The sequence below is a fragment of the Marinobacterium iners genome (genome assembly GCF_017310015.1).
GTDB lineage: Bacteria > Pseudomonadota > Gammaproteobacteria > Pseudomonadales > Balneatricaceae > Marinobacterium > Marinobacterium iners.
Genome location: NZ_CP022297.1, coordinates 640,336 through 661,926 on the forward strand (window position 1 = coordinate 640,336; position 21,591 = coordinate 661,926).

General features: G+C 54.3%; 24 protein-coding genes, 1 tRNA gene and 1 pseudogene. 5 read left to right on the forward strand and 21 right to left on the reverse strand.

Annotated features, from left to right (window positions below):
• Positions 1–5: 5 nt before the first annotated feature.
• Entirely contained in the window at positions 6–341 is a 336-nt protein-coding gene (gene tnpB / locus CFI10_RS03100; RefSeq protein WP_206834807.1) for an IS66 family insertion sequence element accessory protein TnpB, read from the reverse strand.
• Between the two features lie 32 nt (positions 342–373).
• Entirely contained in the window at positions 374–691 is a 318-nt protein-coding gene (tnpA, locus tag CFI10_RS03105; RefSeq protein WP_206834810.1) for an IS66 family insertion sequence element accessory protein TnpA, read from the reverse strand.
• A gap of 230 nt (positions 692–921) precedes the next feature.
• Here tnpA (CFI10_RS03105) and CFI10_RS03110 point away from each other — a divergent pair, with 230 nt between their 5' ends.
• Entirely contained in the window at positions 922–2,988 is a 2,067-nt protein-coding gene (locus CFI10_RS03110) for a putative bifunctional diguanylate cyclase/phosphodiesterase (protein ID WP_206839223.1), read from the forward strand.
• Between the two features lie 62 nt (positions 2,989–3,050).
• Entirely contained in the window at positions 3,051–4,301 is a 1,251-nt protein-coding gene (locus CFI10_RS03115) for an MFS transporter (RefSeq protein WP_206839225.1), read from the forward strand.
• A gap of 85 nt (positions 4,302–4,386) precedes the next feature.
• Here CFI10_RS03115 and CFI10_RS03120 read toward each other — a convergent pair whose 3' ends face one another.
• The 6 genes and pseudogenes from CFI10_RS03120 to tnpA (CFI10_RS03145) form a co-directional block, all read right to left on the reverse strand.
• A complete protein-coding gene (locus tag CFI10_RS03120; RefSeq protein ID WP_206839228.1) occupies positions 4,387–5,115 on the reverse strand; it encodes a DUF2325 domain-containing protein in 729 nt (242 codons plus the stop codon).
• A 69-nt stretch (positions 5,116–5,184) separates the two neighbouring features.
• A complete protein-coding gene (locus tag CFI10_RS03125) occupies positions 5,185–6,870 on the reverse strand; it encodes an IS1634 family transposase (RefSeq protein ID WP_206837824.1) in 1,686 nt (561 codons plus the stop codon).
• Positions 6,871–6,941: 71 nt separating this feature from the next.
• Positions 6,942–7,463 carry a hypothetical protein gene (locus tag CFI10_RS03130; RefSeq protein WP_206839230.1) on the reverse strand — a complete coding sequence of 174 codons (522 nt, stop codon included), beginning with the start codon at positions 7,461–7,463 and terminating at the stop codon, positions 6,942–6,944.
• A 373-nt stretch (positions 7,464–7,836) separates the two neighbouring features.
• Positions 7,837–9,324, reverse strand: a pseudogene (gene tnpC / locus CFI10_RS03135) (IS66 family transposase); the annotation flags it as partial.
• A 223-nt stretch (positions 9,325–9,547) separates the two neighbouring features.
• Positions 9,548–9,883, reverse strand: a complete 336-nt coding sequence (tnpB, locus tag CFI10_RS03140; protein ID WP_206839242.1) for an IS66 family insertion sequence element accessory protein TnpB — start codon at positions 9,881–9,883, stop codon at positions 9,548–9,550.
• 32 nt (positions 9,884–9,915) lie between these two features.
• On the reverse strand, positions 9,916–10,233 hold the full coding sequence (gene tnpA, locus CFI10_RS03145) for an IS66 family insertion sequence element accessory protein TnpA (protein WP_206839244.1): 318 nt from the start codon (positions 10,231–10,233) through the stop codon (positions 9,916–9,918).
• A 175-nt stretch (positions 10,234–10,408) separates the two neighbouring features.
• Here tnpA (CFI10_RS03145) and CFI10_RS03150 point away from each other — a divergent pair, with 175 nt between their 5' ends.
• On the forward strand, positions 10,409–10,819 hold the full coding sequence (locus tag CFI10_RS03150) for an HNH endonuclease domain-containing protein (RefSeq protein ID WP_206839246.1): 411 nt from the start codon (positions 10,409–10,411) through the stop codon (positions 10,817–10,819).
• On the opposite strand, the gene CFI10_RS03155 is transcribed toward CFI10_RS03150, so the two are convergent.
• From CFI10_RS03155 to CFI10_RS03180, 6 genes are all read right to left on the reverse strand, one after another.
• A complete protein-coding gene (locus tag CFI10_RS03155) occupies positions 10,820–11,668 on the reverse strand; it encodes a hypothetical protein (protein ID WP_206839256.1) in 849 nt (282 codons plus the stop codon).
• Positions 11,640–12,359, reverse strand: coding sequence for a plasmid pRiA4b ORF-3 family protein (locus tag CFI10_RS03160; protein WP_206839257.1), 720 nt, complete (start codon positions 12,357–12,359; stop codon positions 11,640–11,642). The genes CFI10_RS03155 and CFI10_RS03160 overlap by 29 nt, the downstream gene beginning before the upstream one ends.
• Positions 12,360–12,498: 139 nt before the next feature.
• A complete protein-coding gene (locus CFI10_RS03165; protein ID WP_206839259.1) occupies positions 12,499–13,119 on the reverse strand; it encodes a hypothetical protein in 621 nt (206 codons plus the stop codon).
• Positions 13,120–13,176: 57 nt separating this feature from the next.
• Positions 13,177–14,142, reverse strand: a complete 966-nt coding sequence (locus tag CFI10_RS03170; protein ID WP_242530089.1) for an HD domain-containing protein — start codon at positions 14,140–14,142, stop codon at positions 13,177–13,179.
• A 13-nt stretch (positions 14,143–14,155) separates the two neighbouring features.
• A complete protein-coding gene (locus CFI10_RS03175; protein WP_242530090.1) occupies positions 14,156–15,325 on the reverse strand; it encodes a site-specific integrase in 1,170 nt (389 codons plus the stop codon).
• A 34-nt stretch (positions 15,326–15,359) separates the two neighbouring features.
• Positions 15,360–15,596, reverse strand: a complete 237-nt coding sequence (locus tag CFI10_RS03180; RefSeq protein WP_206839263.1) for a hypothetical protein — start codon at positions 15,594–15,596, stop codon at positions 15,360–15,362.
• Between the two features lie 124 nt (positions 15,597–15,720).
• On the opposite strand from CFI10_RS03180, the gene CFI10_RS03185 reads away from it, so the two are divergent.
• Entirely contained in the window at positions 15,721–15,969 is a 249-nt protein-coding gene (locus tag CFI10_RS03185; protein ID WP_206839265.1) for a helix-turn-helix domain-containing protein, read from the forward strand.
• Positions 15,970–16,314: 345 nt separating this feature from the next.
• Here the strand turns inward: CFI10_RS03185 and CFI10_RS03190 are convergent.
• The 4 genes from CFI10_RS03190 to CFI10_RS03205 form a co-directional block, all read right to left on the reverse strand.
• Positions 16,315–16,391 (reverse strand) — tRNA-Met (locus CFI10_RS03190).
• Positions 16,392–16,444: 53 nt separating this feature from the next.
• On the reverse strand, positions 16,445–16,816 hold the full coding sequence (locus tag CFI10_RS03195) for a PilZ domain-containing protein (protein WP_206839267.1): 372 nt from the start codon (positions 16,814–16,816) through the stop codon (positions 16,445–16,447).
• Positions 16,813–17,610 (reverse strand): flagellar motor protein MotB, encoded by a 798-nt coding sequence (locus CFI10_RS03200; protein ID WP_206839270.1) that lies wholly within the window; start codon positions 17,608–17,610, stop codon positions 16,813–16,815. The genes CFI10_RS03195 and CFI10_RS03200 overlap by 4 nt, the downstream gene beginning before the upstream one ends.
• On the reverse strand, positions 17,607–18,431 hold the full coding sequence (locus tag CFI10_RS03205) for a motility protein A (RefSeq protein WP_206839271.1): 825 nt from the start codon (positions 18,429–18,431) through the stop codon (positions 17,607–17,609). Before CFI10_RS03205 ends, CFI10_RS03200 begins: the two co-directional genes overlap by 4 nt.
• A 76-nt stretch (positions 18,432–18,507) precedes the next feature.
• Between CFI10_RS03205 and CFI10_RS03210 the strand changes: the two genes are divergently transcribed.
• Entirely contained in the window at positions 18,508–19,365 is an 858-nt protein-coding gene (locus CFI10_RS03210; RefSeq protein ID WP_206839272.1) for a DUF72 domain-containing protein, read from the forward strand.
• A gap of 3 nt (positions 19,366–19,368) precedes the next feature.
• Here the strand turns inward: CFI10_RS03210 and apaG are convergent, their stop codons facing one another.
• Genes apaG through pdxA form a run of 3 tightly spaced genes read right to left on the reverse strand, consistent with a single transcriptional unit; the run spans position 19,369 to position 21,590 of the window.
• Entirely contained in the window at positions 19,369–19,794 is a 426-nt protein-coding gene (apaG, locus tag CFI10_RS03215; RefSeq protein WP_425270441.1) for a Co2+/Mg2+ efflux protein ApaG, read from the reverse strand.
• Positions 19,794–20,594 (reverse strand): 16S rRNA (adenine(1518)-N(6)/adenine(1519)-N(6))-dimethyltransferase RsmA, encoded by an 801-nt coding sequence (rsmA, locus tag CFI10_RS03220; RefSeq protein ID WP_206839275.1) that lies wholly within the window; start codon positions 20,592–20,594, stop codon positions 19,794–19,796. The genes apaG and rsmA overlap by 1 nt, the downstream gene beginning before the upstream one ends.
• A 3-nt stretch (positions 20,595–20,597) precedes the next feature.
• Positions 20,598–21,590: a 4-hydroxythreonine-4-phosphate dehydrogenase PdxA gene (pdxA, locus tag CFI10_RS03225; protein ID WP_206839276.1), complete on the reverse strand. Its 993-nt coding sequence runs from the start codon at positions 21,588–21,590 to the stop codon at positions 20,598–20,600.
• Position 21,591 lies beyond the last annotated feature (1 nt).

Here is a 21,591-nt window from a genome sequence, read left to right on the forward strand (position 1 = left end):
ACCCGCTATCCAACGGCCTCATAATGTACGGTTTTATGGCCTTGCAGCAGACTGATGTCATAACCATCGAGCAACCAGTTGATCTGCTCGCCGGTCAGCGGCATCAGCTCATCAGCCGGGCTGGGCCACTTGAATTTCTCTTCGGCCAGCGCCTTGTAATAGAGGATAAAACCGTTGTCTTCCCACATCAGGCACTTGATCTTGTTACGCTGCCGGTTGGTGAACGCATACAGGGCACCAGTGAAGGGGCTACGCCCTAACTCCTGCTCAATCAGCACCGCCAGGCCATTGGCTTGCTTGCGAAAATCAATGGGCTCACGGTACAGATAGATCTCGGGCATGGACCGAGAGGGACGCAGATACCGTGGCTTCATCAGAGCTGCCTCAGGATTGCACCGAGCAGGTCAACATTACCGGCATGCAGGCCTGTAATGGCCATGCCACCCGGAAGCCTCAGGGTCAGATCATCCGATAGCGGTGAAGCGGCCACCTGGGTGACGCGAGCAAAGCCGGGTGTTGGTGAGCGCTCGGTATCGGTCGCATCATCTGTACCTTCGAGCTTGCGGCGCCAATAGACAAACTGGTGATAGGACAGCGATTGCTGTTTGCAGAAGGCAGCGCCGGATAGCCCAGTATCACGCCAGTGTTCAATGTGCTGTTGCCAGTGGTAAGTGCGCTCGGCTGAGTTCATGCTGGATTCCTCGCGTAGGTGACGATGGAATCAGTGTGCGGCGGTTAGTGGCTGGAAAAAAGGGGCTGATTTATGGGCGGATACGGTACAATTGGTGATGAAAATGCTGCGCTTGCAGCGTGATGGACTGGTCGGACGGCACGTATTGCGAGTGGCAACGGACTTTAACGCGCTTGCAGCACAATTCTGGCAGAGCAGTGGCGCTTGACGGAATATAACTGGATTGAGCGATGGATAGACAACAGCAGTTTCTGGATCTGACCGGCGATTTTATTGCCAGTGTCGACAAGCATTACCGGATCGAGTTTATAAACCGCTCCGGACGTGAACTGCTGGGAATCGGTCAGGAACATGACCTGAGTGTGCAGCCGCTGCACGTCAGCGACTTTCATACCGAAAGTACCTGGCAGCAGCTGTCTCGCGAAATTTTTCCGCAGGTACTGGAATGTGGTTACTGGGCCGGGGTGGTGAATTTCCGCACCCTTGCGGGCCATGAAGTGCCTGTTAGCCTCCGCATTTTGCCTCATCTGGATGAGCAGGGTCAGGTAACCGGCTTGACCGGTATAGGCCAGGATCAGCGCTTAAAGCGTGCCTTTCAAACCCAGGAAGCAATGGCGGAACGCATTCTGGATAGCACTATTGAAGGTATTATCGTCACGGATGCCGCCGCCCGGATCGAGCGGGTTAACCCGGCATTTACCCAAATCACCGGTTATTCAGCATTGGAAGTGATTGGGCAGACACCCAAAATGCTGCGCTCCAATCATCACGAACAGCCCTTCTATGACACGATGAACACGTCGCTGCGACACCACGGCAGTTGGCAGGGGGAGGTCTGGAACCGGCGCAAGAGTGGTGAAGTCTATCTGCAGTGGATGTCGGTCAGTGCGCTGAAGAATGATAACGGCGTCGTAACCAATTTTGTTTCCATCTTCCATGATCTTACCGAAATGCGTGCAAAAGAAGCGCAAATCGAGGAGCTTGCATTTACTGATCCGCTCACGGGGATGGGTAACCGCTACAAATTGGTGCAGACGCTTGCCCAGCTGCTGAGACGAGACCGAAAACCCTCTACAAATTCAGCCTTGATTGCCTTGATGTGCATCGATATTGGTCAATTGTCACCGATCAATGATCGCTTTGGTATGCGTGGCGGCGACCAGCTGATCAAGCGTCAGGCCGAGCGACTGCAGCAACACCTGGGCGACAGGCTCAGTTTCTTTCGTCTGACCGGCGATGAGCTGGTGGCTATTATCAATGACACCCATGACCTGACCGGAATGGCGCGTTATGCCAGTGAGTGTATCAGCCAGTTACAGGTGCCGTTATATCTTGAAGGTGAGACGATTCGCTTGAGTCCTTCGGCAGGGCTGGCGGTTTTTCCCAAAGATGGTGATGATGCCGATACTCTGCTGGCCTGTGCCCAGACAGCGTTGATCGCGGCCAAGCAGGCCGGGCGTGACAGTTATCGTTTCTACGACGAAGCTCTGAGTAACGAATTGCGTCAACGGCTGATGCTGGAGCAACAGCTGAGACTGGCGATTCAGCATGAAACCGGTCTGGGGCTTGAACTCTACCTGCAGCCGAAGGTTAACATCATCGACCGTGCGCTGGTGGGAGCAGAGGTTCTGTTGCGTTGGCAACATCCTGAAAAAGGAATGATCTCGCCGGGCGAGTTTATCCCACTTGCCGAAGAAAGCCGTCTGATCGTGGCGCTTGACCGCTGGGTGTTCAGTCAAAGTTGTGCTCTGCTGCAGCAGTGGCAGACTCTACTGCCAGGCTTGCCGAGGCTGAGTGTCAACCTGTCGGCGCGTCAGCTGCAGGAGCCGGATCTGGTTGATTGGTGTCTGCACACCATCGCCCTATATGGTTTGGAGGCACAACAGCTGGAACTGGAAGTGACCGAGACCGCATTTATCAACCTGGCGGACGATGTGTTGCGACAGCTTGCCGGTTTGCGTGCTGCTGGCTTCAGCCTGGCGCTGGATGACTTCGGGACCGGCTATTCCAGCTTGACCTACCTGAGGCGCCTGCCTCTGGATGTGGTGAAAATCGACCGCAGTTTTGTAGCGGACCTGTGTACCGATGCACGTGCGGCTACCTTGCTTAAAGGCATAATTCAGCTGCTCTCTGAGCTGGAGTTCGGAGTGGTAGCCGAAGGGATTGAAACCGATGAACAGGCCCGATTGCTGCAGGATATAGGATGCAAGACAGGGCAGGGTTTTCTGTTTTATCGGCCCATGCCGGCGAGCGAATTCATGCAGTTGTATGGGGAAAACTGCTCGGCTGGCAACTGAGCCCCGATGCTTCACCAGTAAGCAGGCTGGTGTAGAATCGAGAGTTTTTTGGACATCGCATCGTGCCGGATACACCTGAAACGCCCAGAGACGAGATAGCCTACCCAGAAGCTTACCGTGATCTTGTCGTCGTGAGTCTTGCCCTATCACTTGCCATGCTGGCCAACACCATGCTGTTGCTGACGGTGCCTTTCATGGCGTTGGAACTGCAGGTCAGCCCTGCCATGATCGGTCTGATTGTGGCAGCTCCCTACGTCTTGCCTTTGGTGCTGGCCATTCCAATCGGTGGTTTCGTGGGCCGCATGGGTGCCAGAAACATTATTCTGGCCGGGGCCTTGGGCATGTCTGTGGGGCCTTTATGCTCACTGTTCTTCCCCTCCTTGACGGGTCTGCTGGCCAACCAGGTTATTGCCGGCATGTCTAATATGGTACTTATTATTGCCGCCCAGTCATTGGTGTCCGGGCTTGGACAGGGACGAGTGCTTGAGCGCTGTTTCGGCTGGTACACAATGTGTATGTCAGCCGGACAGCTGTTGGGGCCTCTGCTTGCAGGCTATCTGATTGAACACTACTCGCTGCACCTGTCTTTTGCGACCATCGCTTTCATTCCGCTGCTGTCGTTTGTCAGTGCGCTGTTTTTCTCGTCCAGTGCCGGTTATGGCGGAAAAAGTCAGCGTGGCAATGCCAGCTATGTTGCCCAGTGGCGTTTGCTTCGAACCAACCATGGCGTACAGCTGGCGATCATCATGTCGAGTGTGTCGCTGTTTATTATGGGGGCACACGCAGGCTTCATGCCGATCTACCTTGAGGGGCTTGCCATCAGCGCGAGCCTAATCGGTGTACTGCTAAGCCTCAGAGCGCTGACCTCCATGCTGGTGCGATTGGTGATGTCGCGTATGATCGACTGGCTCGGCGGGCGTACCCGCTCGATTCAAATCGGTGTCGTTGTGGTGACGGGAGCGCTGATGCTTACCGGTATGGTGGGTGACCAGGTCGTGCTGCTGGCTCTGCTGACCATAGCGATCGGTGTCGCGGGCGGGATATCCCAGCCGCTGTCGATGGTGATTTTGTCCGAAAGCGTCAGCCGTGAGCAGCGTTCTCCCAGTCTGGCTACACGACTTATGGGTAACCGACTTGCTCAGGCATCCGCACCCGTTATGGTTGGTTTTCTGGCTGAGCTTTACGGATTTCCGACCGCGTTCGCCCTCTCAGCCGGCATCCTGTTGTTGCTGTTTCTGGTCTGGTCCTGGCGTGTGGGGCTGGGACACGGGTTTACGGTGGACAGGAGGGATGAAAAAAACGCATCGTCGTAGAGCACAGCCCCGCCTTCCACTGCATCAATCCTATAAAAAACAGGAGCGGCACAGGCCCGCAAAATTCGAAGTTGGCGTTGTGCTTCTACTCCACAGAGGTTTCACAACTCTGTTTCAGTTGGTGTGTAAAAGTTGCAAGGCTTGCGCTGCGAAGCGGTACAAACCGCTTTGAATTGCGTTTGCAATACTTTTTGACCTGCAGGCAGGCGTTGTGGCTGACGCAGTCGATAGGGCAGAACACCATATCTGCTTTTGACAGGCATTGGCAGAGTTCCGGGTGACTGTCTTCAATGCCGCCGTCATGACAATAAAATTGTCCATTGTGGGCTTCTACAAATGATTTAAGCCTTGGAAACAGGGCTGTGCGCCCACCCACATAGGCCAGCTTTCGGCCGTTCAGGTCGAACACGCGGGCGGTTCGATTATGCTCGTCCTCACTGTGGCCGGGTTGTAACAGGTTTTCAACCGTGGACTCGAGGGCATCGCGTTCCTGCGTAGTCTCCAATAGTTGATCAACAAGCGCCTCCTGTCGTGCTTCCAGTCGTTTTATGTTCGTCAGGCGTTGCTGCAGTTGTTTCAGAGCCCAATCTTTCTGGCGAGCGACCAAGTGGTATTTCCTGCGCACGGATTCCAGTTCTTTCTGCACATTCGAAGGGCCATTCTCATCAGGTCGAATTTGCTGTCGCAAGCTCTGTAATGCTTTTTCTTGAGCCATCACCAGACGGCTGCTTTGCTGCTGTGATTTTTGGTGTTGTATCTGCTGGCGTTCAAGCTTGTCGCGCAGAGTGCAAACCTCCTGCTCAAGCTTGGCCATGTACTCCCGAGTTCGACACTTGGCGTTATAAGCTATTGATTCGTATAGGCGGCACTGCAAAATGCTCCACTACACGATCAGGTTATCGGTGCCAACGCTGGGTTTTTCGATACTAAGAGCCTTGAAGATATCCAGCTGCTCACGGCTCATACTGGACACGCCTGTCACGGTGCTGCCACCGAGGGTTGCCTGGTGATATTGGATACGCCGTAACTGCTCCAGTGCCCGCATGGGCGAATGCTCGGAGCCTGCTGCCTTTAAGCGCATCCGCATCACGCGGTGCAGAACCAAAGCGATAAAGCAGATCATGGCATGGGCTCTGATCCGCTCAGGCAGCCGGTGGTATACCGGGCCGATTTCGATATCCGATTTCAGCGCCTTGAAGCCTCGCTCGATGTCTGCCAGTGATTTGTAGTGTTTGACCACCTCTGTTGGCGACAAGTCCTGGACGTTGGTGACCAGCAGCAGTTTGCCATCCATCAGGCGTGCACGCTTCAGGGCTTTTTCGTCAATATCGTAGCTAAACAGTTCACTTTTCAGGTCAATACGCACGATTTTGGCCAACGAGGATTCGCTGACCTCTTTGTATAAACGGGCTGTTGCACCACCATCAGACAGCTTGCGACCGCGTGTGGTCTTGCCTTCATCCTGCCGGATAAGCTTCTCGGCCAGGCGCTGTGCTTCCTCTTCAATCGCGTTGATTCTGGCATCACGGGCCACGGTTTCATCGGCGGCACGTACGGGATCGTGGGCTACGATCAGGCGCTGCTCCTGCCAGTGTGTCTCTGTGATCACTTCCGCGTCGGCGGAGTCAAAAACCGTGCGCTGCAAGGGCTCCAGGATCGGTTCGAAGTCACTATAACGACGCCCGGGAACCGCCAGAATAAACTCAACCGGTTGACCGTTCGGCAGTGTCATCTGCTTCAGCTCATCCAGGTTGTCGACCGACAGTAACCCACGGTCCGCAACCACGACAATGCGCTTAACCGGGAAGCGCTCAATGATCGTTTTCAGGGTGGGCTGAAGCGTTTTAACTTCTGCGGTGTTGCCTTCAAACACCTCGTGATACAGCGGCAGTCCTTCGGCCGTCTGAACCATGCCCAGCATGACTTGACGACGGATGCCGCCGTCCTTGGAACGCCCGTACTGCCTGAGTTCTTCGTCCTGCTCGGTCAAGCCTTCGGCACGGATGGTGGTCATGTCGTAGAAGACGACTGACAGTTCCTGATCGATCAGCGGGCGCAGCAGTTCAGTGACTTTGTCATTGACGGCATCGCGTTGGGTATTGAGCGCATCCATTGCCCGCAGCAGGTGCTGATGGTCGACTTTTTTGATACTGCCAACACCGGGAACACAGACAGTCTCCAGCCAGCGCAGCACGCCCAGTTTGGAGTCCGGCGAGGTCAGGCGATTCATGACCATAATGCGGATCAAGGCTTCGATCTGGATGCTGTGACGCGTACCGCGGAAGGCCTTGCGCAGCTGTTCAAAGCCGAGCGCATTCCAGAGCTGAGTCAGTGCCCAGACATCACCCAAGGCACGAGATGACTCAAAGCTGACGGCGGGCTTATCCGGTAGCGATCGCCCGGTAATCCGGCACAGACCTTCGACCACGGACTCCAGCTCATCACCGAGCTTGTCGAGACGGCCGAGGGTCGCAATCGTGCGTTGTTTTGGGCGGCCGTTCTCGTCTCGATAGGCTTCAACGAGCTGCACATACTTGCGAGGGCCGGACTTGGTGACTTTGACGTACATGCCATGACTTTATCATCTCTTTATGACCTTTAAAACAGAAAAGATATCCACAGGAATGCCACTACAAGGTTTTAGGCGTCTAAAAAGCGGAAACCCGCATGAATACTGGGCTGCGGTGTGTAAAAAAGACAATTTTCAGTGGATAACTGTCGAACTCGGGTGTACTGCAAGTCAGCCCTGTTCAGCGCCCCTTGAAGGTGTGAGAGCATATGCACATCGCCAAGGGCCAGGTCAACCAAGTCGGCAGGGGAGTGCGTGTGGCTGATAACGGCCCAGAAGGCTCCCGGCACTTGTCCTGTTTTGACAGCATCATGCCAGAACTTTTTTCGTTCTGCGTCAGTTGTCAGTGCGCCATAGGATTTGATCCAGCGGCTGTATTTTGAGTCGAGAATCTTCTGGATGCGGCGTGAGGGTGGTGCGTTTTGGTCTGCCAATTGAACCAGGCTGCTGTGAAGGTAGTAGTCACTGCCATGCTCGACAATCAATCCTGTCTGTCGGACTACCTTGATCAGTTCATACAAAGTTAAGCAGGTGCCGATAACTGGGCAGTGGGTGTAGGTGGGGAGTTGCCAGAGCTTATAGCGTTTTGACAAGCGCGGATGCTTTGCTGAGTTGACACCGCTGCAGCTTTGACACATGTCAGGCACCTCCCAAGACCATTGGTTTTGATCCTATATGATGATGATCATCAGACATCAGGTTGTGACGGACTCTCGCCTCTTGTGTCCGTCACGCAGGTGGCTAACACCCATACCCTGTGTACCTGCACCTTCCAGTGTGAAGGCGCGGCCAAATCCCTTCACATAGCGGCCACTTTGAGGAATCAATTTGAACAGTTTGAAGTCGGACAGTTGGCTCAAATTGTCAATGCGGCTACCCAGGCGTGCTGAAAGAATTTTGATCCCTTCTTCCCATGCCGGTGATGTTGTTTCAATGGTACACGCCGTTAAAACGACCCACTTGCCCTTAACTGTACTGCGCCACTTTTTTTGAAGTCCGCTCCAGTTTAACATTCCAGGGCAGCAGCCCCTCCAGCTTTTCCAGCGTGTCGGCGTCGGCGATGCGCTCCAGTACATGCCGGATATAGGCCGAGGGTTCCAGGTCGTTGGCTTTGGCCGTTTCGATCAGGGAGTAACAGGTGGCGCTGGCGTGAGCGCCCTGCGGAGTATCCGCGAACAACCAGGCCTTGCGCCCCACGGCGAACGGACGGATGGCATTCTCGGCCAGCACGTTGCTGATGTGCAGGTCACCCCGCTCACAGTAGCCGATCAGGGTGGGCCACTGGTTCAGGGTGTATTCCATAGCTTTGCGAGTTAACCCGCCTTTCATCACGCGACCCACGTTGGCGTCCAGCCAGGCCTTGAACGCTTCCAGTCGAGGCAGGCTCGATGCCTGACGGATCTGATAGCGTTCGGCAATGCTCAGGTCCTTGATCTGACGTTCGATGGCATACAGTTTGTTGATGTGACTGAGTGCCACATCCGCTTTGGACAGCTTGGCCTGTTTGCCTTTACCCGCCGGCTTGGCCGCTTTGGTCGCTTCGATGAACTTGCGGCGGGCGTGATCCCAGCAGCCGATGCGGGTCAGCTTATTGGCTGAACAGATCTGCGCATAACCGGAGTAACCATCGGCCTGCAGGACACCCTTGAAGTCATCGAGCAGGCGTACGGGTACCGCTCCGCTTCGGGAAGGATCATAGGCGAACAGGACTGATGGTTGGCTGGGTGGTCCGCCCCGGGTCACCCACATCCATTTATCGGATTGGGCAGCCTTGCCGTCCTCTTTGAGTACCTGGATCCGGGTTTCGTCGGCCTGCAGGTAGGCCGCACTGTTCTGCGCCTCCCGCATCAGGTTGAACAGGGGTTTGAACACCTCATCCAGACGGATGATCCAGTGCGCCATGCTGGTGCGGCTCAGCTCATGGCCCAGACGCTTGAACATCTGCTCCTGACGATACAGCGGCAGACCATCGGCATATTTGGAGGTGATCAGGTAGGCCAGCAGGGCCGGGGTGGCGATGCATTTGCCCAGCGGGTGTGTCGGGCGAGCCGCGGCTACGATCCGCTCGTCGCCGTTCGTCTCGAACACGGCTTTTTCCTGCCAGTATTCCAGTACTTTGAGCTGAGCCGGGATATAGTCCAACTCTTCCTTCACCTTGGTGAAGAAGGTTTTGACGGCCCCGGCCTTCTCTTCATCACTCAGCCGCAGCTCGATGCGCTCACGCAGCAAGCTATCGGAGAAGCCGCGCTGACGGCGTTTGGGTGTAGACGCGGCAGCAGGGGTATCGTCTTCAGCGACTTCAATATCGTCCGGGAGCTGATCCCGCAGCTGATCGATCTCGGCTTCCAGCTCGGACTCATCGAACAGGTGGATCTGGTGGGCCGTTTTCTCACTGCTGGCCGCGAAGCGCTGGATGCGCTGCAAACGCAGCATCTCTTCCAGCAACAGGATGTATTGCTCGCGCTGCTGGAGTTGCCGGTCGCGCTCTTTGACGACCTGATCCCGCTGCTCAAGCTCATCCTCTTTCGAGGCCAGTTGCTGCTGCAGCCCGGCCACCATCGACAGCAAGTCAGCGGTGGATAAACCGCTGAGTTCAGGCGTCTTTGAGGTGGTTTTGGGCTGTGTTTTCATGGGCAAAATTATATCAAAAACAGCCAGTTGAAGCACCCAAAACCCGCTATCCAACGGCCTCATAATGCAAGGTTTTATGGCCTTGCAGCAGGCTGATGTCATAACCATCGAGCAACCAGTTGATCTGTTCGCCGGTCAACGGCATGAGCTCATCAGCCGGGCTTGGCCACTTGAACTTCTCCTCGGCCAGCGCCTTGTAATAGAGGATGAAGCCGTTGTCTTCCCACATCAGGCACTTGATCTTATTGCGCTGCCGGTTGGTGAAGGCATACAGGGCACCGGTAAAAGGGCTATGTCCCAGCTCCTGCTCAACCAGCACCGCCAGACCATTGGCCTGCTTGCGAAAATCAATGGGCTCACAGTACAGATAGATCTCCGGCATTGACCGAGAGGGACGAAGATACCGTGGCTTCATCAGAGCTGCCTCAGGATCGCACCGAGCAGATCGACATTACCGGCATGCAGCCCTGTAATGGCCATGCCACCCGGAAGCCTCAGGGTCAGATCATCCGATAGCGGTGAAGCGGCCACCTGGGTGACGCGAGCAAAGCCGGATGTTGGTGTACGCTCGGTATCGGTCGCATCATCTGTACCTTCGAGCTTGCGGCGCCAATAGACAAACTGGTGATAGGACAGCGATTGCTGTTTGCAGAAAGCGACGCCGGACAGTCCGGTATCACGCCAGTGTTCAATGTGCTGTTGCCAGTGGTAAGTGCGCTCGGCTGAGTTCATGATGGATTCCTCGCGTAGGTGACGATGGAATCAGTGTGCGGCGGTCAGTGGCTGGAAAAAAGGTGCTGATTCTCTGGCGCTTACGATAAACCTGATGAGTGGTTGGGAAGCTCGTTATTCAACTGAGGTATACCACAGGGCTTTGCAGTGGGCCGAGGGGCGTCGGGACACAACCTTGGTACGCAAATTGGTTGACCATCAGTTGTCTGTCGGTTCTGTGGAGTGTGTCTGGACGGCAAAAGACCTGTCTCGTAACCGCTATGAAGTTGATCACTGCTTTCCTTGGTCTCGATGGAATAACAATGACCTTTGGAATCTACTGCCGGCTACCCAGCAAGCCAATGCAGTAAAATCCGAGAAGCTTCCTGCCGACTTCCTACTGAAGCAAGCCCGGCCACGAGTGGTTGATTGGTGGGAGAATGCCATTATTGGTACCGAGCGTGAACAACAGTTTTATTCCGAAGCAGAGGCAGCGCTTCCTATGCTCGGTGAGCATCGGACGTTGGATGCTGTATTCGAAGGGATGCTACAGCAACGTTTGCGCCTTAAAACCAACTTGAGACTGGTGGAGTGGTTGGGGGTGTGACTAACTTTTCCACTGCAAATACTCATTGCCAAGCTGGCTCAATTCCAGGCATGATTCATCGCTTTCCAGCAAAACAGTGTTTTCACCCTCATCAAATGCTATCAGTCCCGCCAGCGTGAGCAGTGTCGCCAGGCGATGTTTGATTACATCAGTGAATACTTCACCGGGTTCTCGGTAGATACGGAAGCCCTCCTCGTCGAGCTCGGCCAACATATGCGGAAAAAGCTCTCTAAGATAATCGGCTGCATCAACGCTTTTGAGCTTGTCCTGCTGTGTGTGCAGACGGTAAAGCAAAACCAATGCTGTTAATCGAACCGATGGCATTGCCGGATAGTTATCCACATAGGCCCAGTTGAACTGGGAAAACAGACCTTTCATTAGCGTATGAAAGGCAGCAGGCCAGTCCTGCTTTTTCAGAATGGTCTGGCCTTTTCGTGTAAGCACTAACTGACCTTTGACGATGCGGCACAGGCCGCTCACTATTGCGATGATGCGGCTGTAATGCACGGGTGGCACATCTTCTTCGGATCGATAGCCGCGTTGCCAGATAAATCGATTGTAGTGCAACAGAGCGGGATCGACGGCATCGACCATTTTGCGCACGACTGCCAGTGGCAGGTTGCCTTTTTTGGTCAGTTTGATGCCCTTTTCTTCAGCGCACTCGGCCAGCGTCTTGAACAGCGCCAACAGTGGCGAGTTTTCAGGCGTAGCCGCTGTAGGGTTAAACTGCAGCACTTCCGGTGCTTCAAAGGGGTGATAGAGTAACTGATGTAGCAGGTGAGGCGACATCGGCAGCTCAACCAGCGGTTGTTCATCATCCTCACATGATGTGAAGCAAAAACTGATCAATAAATGCCTGTCTAATCATGTCGGACTCAAACTCACCCTGCTTTAACAGCCGGTCAATTTCAGGCTGTACGGACTTGAAGGCCTCAAAGAGCTCATCATGAACCAGCAACGGGCTGTAGTGGTGCATCGCCTCCAATCGGGCATTAACAGACTTTTTATCGAAGTGAGCAGGATCAAAGGAGTCAGTGCCCAGCCAGTCACATAACTCGTCATACTCATCATGCTGAGGGTCTTTCAGGATGGTGACCAGTCGCTCATAACCGGGTACTCCACCACAGGACTCGGGTGGGCAGGCGTTTTCACCGGCCAGGCAGATTGCCTCGCTCGGTTGTGCGCCAATTAATGGCAGTGATTTTTCCAGACGAATACGATGTCGCCAGCCGTCACCAAAGTCGTATTCGTAGAACAGCTCCGATTTGGTGGTCGTCAGTACATCCTGCAAACGAGCCGTTGTATCGTCCTGCCATTCATCAAAGCCTTGGTCGATGACTTCTTCATCAGTGAAGAATCGCTGGTCAGCGGTGACGAAGCAGTAGTAGTGCATATCCTGCCACCCCATCGCGGCTTGCAAAATGGGATGCAGCTCACTGAGTCTCATCTCGGCGGGTAGCAGAAGGCGGCGCCACACAGCAGGTTGAACGTTCTCCAATTCAATGTGAAGTTGATAAAGAGTGCTGGACTGGGTGGCCATTGGCAGATCCGACTGGAAAAAACACTTTCGTACCAGACGGTTGTCGCGATGTGAGAGAGTGATTGGAATTTCAGGGTGTTGAGGAAGGCGTTACGGGCCGGTCATGCCGGTATGACTGGCCCGGGGAGTAAAAGGCGCTTCAGGCAGCGTACCGCCGTTCGGCCACCAGCAACTCGATCACCATTATGCGGATGGTTTGTGGTGTAGTGGTATCTGCGAGTAGTGCGCTCAAGCGAAGATTCAATTCATCTCGGTGTGGTCCTGGCGCTGAATGAGTAAGCGTATCCAGATAATGAGTCATAAAATGCCGGAACGAACGGGCGGTATTCGGTGCTTCTTCCAGCAGAGAAAATGTGTGTTCAATCCGCCAGACAACGGCATTGAGGTATGCTTTCCAGAGTCCGTGTTCTTTGACCGAGAAGCTGTTTTTAAATGCCTTTCCACCTGCTGTATTAGGAGCCTGCACACGGAATTGATGAGAGATATTGCCGTTGCGGTGAGGGTTGGCTTTGCAGTGCCATGATATCCCCGTCAGCCCGGTTGGATTATGGTAATTGTAGGTTGGCAGTACGCGCTTCTCTTTCAGTGAGGAGACTAGCTCATCGCGCGCGTGCATGGCCGCTGCCAGTGCTTGATCTCGGCTACCGTAGGCAGCATTGCCGAAAAACAGCTGATGGCGCTTGCCGTTGACGTGTTTACGAACCATGAACCCTGAGTCGACTTCGGTAATATTCTTCATGGCGGGATCGTTATCGGACATAGACGTTATCCTTAAAAGTTAATACGGGGTTCTATGCAGCAGTACTCAGATAAAAATTCAAGCTGACGTGTACACAGGTTGATTGGTGGCGGGGAGCCAAAGGCGCTGGTGCTTGCTGCTGAGCATCCCCCGCTTTGAATAGTTGCGTGAAACCCGTTTATGGGTGTTACTCATGGCGCTTTGGCCATCGGCATCCCGGAGATACCGAGCCAGAGTTGTCATTGCGGGTTTTCCATAGCGAGCCCCGGGTGATGCGCAGGTCCAAACATGCCGCAACATTGTTGCAATTTCCGGTATTGCACGATCCAAGTAGGATAAACCGACGGCGCACAGCTCAAGGGTCAGCTGGTCATGATCCATTAGCAATGCCATGGGTTGCTGAAAGCCACCCTTGCGATAGGTCCTCGTCTTACCAATGTCGTGCAGGAGCCCGGCGATGAATCCAGCTTCTTGCATCTCGATCGGCATTTCGGGCTCGTTCAGTTGGATCATGCCAATCACATTACGTGCAACCGACAGTGAATGCTCAAGCAATCCCCCTGGGTAGGCGTGATGATCATTCTGACTGGCCGGCAGTTGCATGAACGCTTGCAGGCGATCACGTCGCTCAAGTACCAGCTTCACGAAGTGCTGAAGGGGCTTGGTTTTCAAGCCAACAACTGCATGTACCAGCTGGTCTGAAATATCCGGCAAAGGACAGAGGTCCCGAGGCAGAGTATAGAGGCAGGGAAGAGACATAAACTGGTCCAGCTTGGGCTTGCCAATATAGGTCAGGTAGAGGACGGGGATCTGATCCTCCCAGACACAGTGCCCCATTACCTCAACCAGCGACAGGTGACCTAATGCATCGGCCTCGATCCAGCACTGTGAGTTGGCAAATGCCGTATATGTCATGCTCCAGCAGCTGAGTTTCAACTCATGAACAGGTTCTCCGTCCTGATCGGTGTGGGTGACCAGGCTGGTGATGCGCAGAAGGTCGTGATACGGCTGTGTATGGTCAGCCAAGGTGTTAGAAATGTTCATAACGTTTCTCCTGTCAGTCGGATGACTGGTCGTTCTTGTCTTTGTGAGTGCGAACAAGGTTTTCAAATGCAGAGCCGTCCATTCGCGTCAGGTTAGGGATATAGCGCGAATAGACCTTGAACAGCATTTCCGTGGAGGAGTGCCCAAGGAATCGTGCAACCCACTCTGCGACCTCGCCGGATGCCAGCAGCAGCGTGGCGCAGGTATGGCGGGTCTGATAAGGACGGCGCTTTTTGAGTCCTAGGTAACGCAGGAGCGGATACCAGACACGCTTGGTAACGTTGTTTTGGTCCAATGGCTTGCCTTCGGTGTTGCAGAACACATAGGGGCTCAACCTGCCGGTACTCTGGAACTGGTCTTTCAGCGCGTCATACACAGGGCCGAGCATCGGAATCTCCCGCTGCGAGCCATCGGTCTTGGTGTATTCCGTCTGACCAGCGATCAAGGTCTCTCGAACCAGAATCTGGCGTTTGTCGAAGTCGATGTATTCCCATTTGAGACCATCGATCTCGCCAGAGCGCATGCCGGTAAAGAACCGCAGGGTGTAGTAGTTGCGGTAGTCTTCACGCACGTTTTCAATGATGCGGTTGACTTCAAGCAGCGAGAACGGCTCGATGTGTACCTTTTGCAACCTGAGTGGCTTGATGTTCCGATAAGGATTCTCAAAACCGAAGCGATCCGATGCTTCGTCCATGATCAGCTTCACCAGACCCATGCGGTTGTTCAGGCTTTTGGCTGAGATGAACGTGTTCCCGTTGCGTCCTGGCAGCTTTGACTGCTGGCTGCGATACTCCATCAGATCGCCCTTGGTGATCTGATCGAGCGGTTTTTCACCAAAAAACGGCAAGATAGAACTGTCCAGCAGTGAGCGCACATTGCGGATATGCGAGTTACGCCATTCAATTTTGACCTCAGAGAACCACTGCTCGGCAAACTCAGAGAAGAGAGGGCAGCTGCTGCCGTTGTTCTTCTCGTTGTTCTCAGTTGCTGCAACAAAATTAGGCTTTTCAGCAAACTTTTTGACATTTTTACTGGTTGGGAAAAAATCCGCATAGTTGAACTGGTCGAGCACAATCAATGCTTCGATGCGCTTCAGCAAAGCCTCTACCTTCTTCTTGTTTGACGGGGTATCGGGCAGGGCGGTCTGTTCCCGGCAGCGCACACCCATGTAGTTGAAATCCATGTAGAGGTTGCCTGTTTCTTTCCGTGCCCGGACCTTACCCATAGCACACCCCGCCGTTTGCCATCGGGATCTCCAGGCTGCTCGCATGTGTAACGTTGAGCATGTCTTCTTCGATGGTCTCCCAGATGTAGAGGATCTTCCGGCCACCGAAAGGGCGAATGTAGTGCTTGCCTTCAATAAGCACTGAGTCCTTCAGGTTCTGCCGGATAGTGCGAGGGTCGTACTTGATGCGGGAGGACAACTCTTCCGTTGTCAGGTATGTGTTGTTCATGAGATCATGCCTCTTCGTCTTTAAGCTATCGTTTGATGATTTAAATTATCATCTGATTGTTAATATAACGCCTCAGATGATTATTTCAAGCATCTTGTGATAATTATTTTTATCAGAGGTATGCATGATTCGTTATCACCTCAAGGAACTGATCGCCGAAAAGGAATTCCAGGAGAAAAGAAGGATTACTGTTTCTGAGATTGCACAGAAAACGGGAATCAACAGGATGACCCTGTCGAAGATGTTGAACCACCAAGGCAGTAGTACGGTGACGGATAACCTGGATAAGCTCTGTTTTTACTTCAATTGTGAGATTGAGAGCCTCATAACGCATGTCAAAGATGAGGGGGGAGAGGGCGACCCTCTGACTTAGTAGTAGAGTGGTAGCCAGTACGGAGTGTGTTCAGGCCTCTGGAGCCGCTGTGGTCACGGAGGCCTGGAGGTAGAACAACAAAGGGAGATTTTCTCGAATCCACTCTGGATGAGCAGACGGGTGATCAGTGTAAGGAAAGAGCACTCAAAACTTGGCGTTGGCTCGTATGAAGCGCCAAGAGTACAGATGTGAGGCAAGGACCCCTTAAGGTCAGGTCAAAAAGTGACCAGTTGGATTGAGGCGATTTTCTGTCACAGGTTTTGTCACAATTTGTCACATGACAGTGTTCTGGACACATAACGAAAAAAGGCAGACCGGTAAGTACCTGATCTGCCTCTTAAAATTTGGTAGCGGGGGCTGGATTTGAACCAACGACCTTCGGGTTATGAGCCCGACGAGCTACCAGACTGCTCCACCCCGCATCAACTTGATGACGCGTATACTACGCACGGATTAAGCTAAGGTCAAGAGTTTATTACGTTTTCATTCTATCGCGTCGGATGGCACGTGTTTGGCACCAGGTTACGAACTGCGACAGCATTCTGTGCTCAAACTCGGACAGGTCCGACAGGTCACCACACCAGAGCTCGTTTACCTGGCGCACCAGCTGGAGTGAGCAGTCAAAACTGAATGCGCGATCATTAATCTGGAATTTCAGCCTGACCGGATAGCACTGGAGCGACAGGTCTGCTTCAGCAAAAAAGGCGATGCCGGTTTCAGACAGGTCTTCCAAGTGTACGCTCATACCCTGTATTTCAACCCAGATAGGGTCGTCCTCGTTGACCTTGAGGCGATAGGCTCTGCGTCCGTTGTCGGCAAGCTCTGGAATATGGATCCTTGGTTTCATTGTTCTACAGCCCGTTTTTCCAAAACGAATTCAATGCGGCGGTTAATGGCCCTGTTTTCTGGCGATATGTTCGGTACAAGCGGAATTGAAGAGCCATAGCCGGTTGCCGTCAGCCGTTTGGGGTTGATACCCGCATCGACCATATAGCGCAGTACTGTGGTGGCACGTACGGCCGACAATTCCCAGTTTGACGGGAACTGAGCTGTGCTGATCGGAATATCATCGGTATGACCCTGAATTTCCAGCTTGTAGCCTGGGTTGATTACCAGCGTCTCAAGCAGTGCATCCAGCATCGGCAGCATGGCGCGATTGAACTCGGCAGAGCCGGAGCCAAACAGGGCTGCTCCCTTGACGCGCAGAGACAGCTTGCCATCTTTGGGTGCGCCGATTTCGACCGCATCCTGCATCTGCATCAGCTCAAACGCTCGCTGCATATCACGCGTCAGCTGCTGCCACTCCAGCTCCAGTGCGCGTGCTTTCTGGTCCGCATCAGAATCCTGATCGGACTGTGGACGCTCTTCGGGCGTTTGCAAAATGGTATCGTTAATTTCGGTTGAGTCAGTGGTTGGGGCGTTATGCTCCAGCGGCACGATACTGTTGGGCGCACCGGAGACGGCACGCTGGAAAGCGCTCTGGAATGAACGCATCGCATCAGCAAAGCGTTCCTTTTCCAGGTTGGACATGGAAAACAGCAAAACAAAGAACACCAGCAGCAGCGTCATTAGGTCGGCATATGTCATCAACCAGCCTGGAGAGCCGGAGTCGTCTGTCAGCTCACGTCGACGACTGCTCACCGCGAAGCCTCGGGCTTCTTGCGAGCTGCTTTGGCATTCTCTTCACCGGGCTTTTGTGCCTTGCCGATTTTAATCGGCTTGCGCTGGGCTTCGGGCAGGTAGGAGGCCAGCTGTTCGTAGACATGCATGTAATGGTCATTGGTGAGGATACTGATGCAGCCTTCCCGAATAATCTCCAGATTGGTGACCTCAGACAGGGTGCGCGCGTGGAGTTTGCCGGCAATGGGCAGGAACACCATGGTGGCCAGAAGCGAACCATAGAAGGTTGTCAAAAGAGCAACGGCCATCGCGGGGCCAATGGTTTCCGGGTTGCTCAATTGACTGAGCATCTGGATCAGACCGATCAGGGTGCCCAGCATGCCGAAAGCCGGTGCATAGGCTGCCATCTTGCGAAACACGTCCTGTACCGAGTGATGACGTGCGATCAGTGAATCGATCTCATTCTGCAGGGTGTTCCTTATTACTTGCTCGGATGCGGCTTCGGCCAGCAGGTTGCAGGCGCGCTTCAGTACGTGAGAATCACTTTCCACATCCCCCAGTTTCAACAGACCGTGACGGTGTGATACCCGGCTCAGCTCGAGCATGGTGTCGATCATTTCCTGTGCGTTGGTTTTGTCTTGGGTGAATACGATCCAGGCCGCCTTAAAGGCGTTCAGTACATCCTTGAACTGTACTGTCAGCAGGGTGGCTGCAATAGTCCCGCCGGCTACGATCATCAGGCCGGGGATGTTGACAAATACATCGGGGTCGCCGCCCAACAGGATGGCGCTGACGATCAGGGCAATGCCTGAAAAAATCCCGAGAAGTGAGGCGAAATCCATTGTTTTTGAGTACCCTGTACAGCCGTGCCAATGTCGGCACTGGAATGTGAAGTCGCAGTATAACAAGACCCTACCGATGTCGTCAGACTACTATATTGGCCTGCCGCAATGGAAACATCCGCAGTGGGATAACAGTTTCCAGACGGATGCACAGCAATCCGATCTGGCTCAGTATGCCGCCTGCTTCAATTCAGTGGAAGGTAATACGACCTTCTATGGGCTGCCCGGGCGCGATACGTTGTTGCGTTGGCAGAGCCAAACGTCTGCAGATTTCCGTTTCTGCTTCAAATTTCCCCAAAGCATCAGCCATGCAGCGCGTCTGCGCGGTTGCGGAGCTGAACTGGCTGCGTTTCTGGATCATATGCTGTTGCTGGAGCAGCGGTTGGGAATGCTCTGTCTGCAGCTGCCTGCCAGCTTCGGGCCTAACGACCTGACTCTGCTTGAACGATTTCTGCAACAGCTGCCAGCCGGTGTGCGTTACGGGGTAGAGGTTCGGCATCAGGCGTTTTTTCAGGGCGGGGAGCCGGAGCGCTGTCTGAACAGACTGCTGATGGAAACGGGGATCAATCGGGTCAGTTTTGATACCAGAGCTCTGTTTGCCAACCCGGCGGCTGACCCTGTCAGTCGAGAGGCACTTCAGCAGAAACCGGATCTGCCACTGAGAGTATTGGCGACAGGGTTAACACCCATGGTGAGATTCATTGCACCGCTGGCACTGGAGCAGGGCTATCAGTGGCTTGAACCCTGGGTTGGACAGGTACTGAAATGGATTGATGAGGGCAGGACCCCCTTCATATTCATGCACTCGCCCGATAATGCGAGGGCGCCTGAGCTGGCGCGCTGGTTTGCACAGAGGCTGGAGCAACAGCGGCCCGGGATTTGTGGCTTTGTCGACTGGGCAACGCAGCCCCGGCGTCAACCGGGGCTGTTCTGACACTCAGTGCAGTGCGTTGGGCTGAGCCAGAGTGAACGGGGGGATCTGAGCGTCAAAGCCTTGATTGTCACCCGTTACCATATGGTAGTGTCCCTGCATGCTGCCAACCTCAGTAGCAAGCACGGTGCCACTGGTGTACTCGTAGGTATGGCCAGGTTCGATGACTGGTTTTTCTCCAACCACGCCCTCACCCTCAACTTCCTGAACATGTTCATTGCCGTCGGTGATGCGCCAGCGTCGGCTCAAGAGCTGAACACTTTCGGTATTGTTGTTGGTAATGCTGATTCGGTAGGAAAAAACAAAACGGTGCGCCTCTGGCTCGGACTGTTCCGGCAGGTAGGCGGTGTCGACACGGATCTCGATGTTTCGACTGTAGTCCAGATTTTGCATCAGTTTTTCGGTTTCCTCTTGCCTGTGAGCAGGGTTCATCACGCAGTCAAAGCATCGCTGATGCTGACAAATTGTGCCAGTGTCAGCCGCTCCGGGCGTAGTCCCGGGTCGATGCCCAGCTGTTCCAGCTGATCGGCATCAATCAGTGTTTTCAAGTTGTTGCGCAGTGTTTTACGGCGCTGACCGAAGGCGGTACGCACGACTGTTTGCAACAGGTGCACATCCTTTGCCGGAACCGGGGGTTCGGCAAAGGGGACCAGACGAACGATGGCTGAGTCGACCTTGGGTGCTGGCGAAAAAGCCTCCGGAGGCACGATAAACAGAGGCTCTATACGGCAATAATACTGGGCCATAATCCCCAGTCGGCCGTAGTGGTTTTCACCCGGACCTGCGGCCAGGCGCTCAACGACCTCCTTTTGCAGCATGAAGTGCATATCCTTAATGAGGCCATTGAAGCTGAGCAGGTGAAAGATCAACGGTGTCGAGATGTTATAGGGCAGGTTACCCACAATGCGCAACGGCCGTTCATCCTGTTTCAGGCTCTCAAAGTCGAACTTGAGTGCATCGGCTTCATGGATGGTGAAGGTGTCGGCATAACGGAAAAACTGCGTGCGCAGGACCGGAATCAGGTCCCGATCCAGCTCCACGGCATCCAGTTCGCCATTGCAGGCGTCCAGCAGTTCTTCAGTCAGAGCTCCAAGCCCCGGGCCGATTTCGACCATATGTTCGCCCGGCTGAGGGTTAATGGCACGGATGATACGTCCTATGACGCCCTGATCGTGCAGAAAGTTCTGACCAAAACGCTTGCGCGCCTTGTGTCCAACGGGTTTTTTACTCATTGATCAGTTACCTGATTGATGGCGGGCCATGTCGAGGGCAAAACGCAGCGCGGTCTGAAGGCTGCCAATGTCGGCCAGCCCAGTGCCGGCCAGGTCAAGCGCCGTACCGTGATCAACCGAGGTGCGGATGATCGGTAACCCCAGTGTGATGTTGGCCGCTCGACCGAATCCCTTGTACTTGAGGACGGGCAGTCCCTGATCATGATACATGGCCAGCACCGCATCGGCATCCTTGAGATGGTGTTCGGTGAACAGCGTATCAGCGGGCAGGGGGCCCACCAGATCAGCTCCGTGCTGTCTGAGTTCCGCCAGTATCGGCTCGATCACATCGATCTCTTCGCGGCCCATGTGGCCACCCTCACCGGCATGGGGGTTGAGCCCGGCCACCAGTATGCGAGGCTGCTTGATGCCAAATGACCGCTTGAGATCATGCAGCAGCACCGTAATGACATCACGCAACAGCGGTTGGGTGATGGCGGCGGATACGGCGGCAAGAGGCAGGTGAGTGGTAGCCAGGGCGACTTTCAGTCCTTCAGTGGCCAGCATCATCACGACCTTGTGACTGCCGGTCATCTCTTCCAGAAACTCGGTATGGCCGGTAAAGGCGATGCCGGCGTCATTGATTACGCCCTTGTGTACAGGTGCCGTTATTAGCGCATCGAAACTGCCGGAAAGGCAGCCCAGAGTTGCCTGTCGCAACGTTTCCAGCACATAGGAAGCGTTGGCCGGGTTCAGCAGGCCGGGTTCACTTTTGGCCGTGAGCTGTACCGGCTGGCAGTAAATGGCTCCAGGCTGAGCGGGCGCAGCAGGTTCGACACTGTTGAAGGGGAGTACTTCAAGTTCAAGCCCCAGGGCTGCAGCACGCTGGCGCAGCAGCTCCGGGTCCGCTACGGCAACCAGCTGGCAGGGAAACGCCTGCTGGGCCAGCTGTACGCAGAGCTCAGGGCCTATACCGGCAGGCTCCCCGGGGGTGAGGGCAAGGCGTGGGCAACTCACA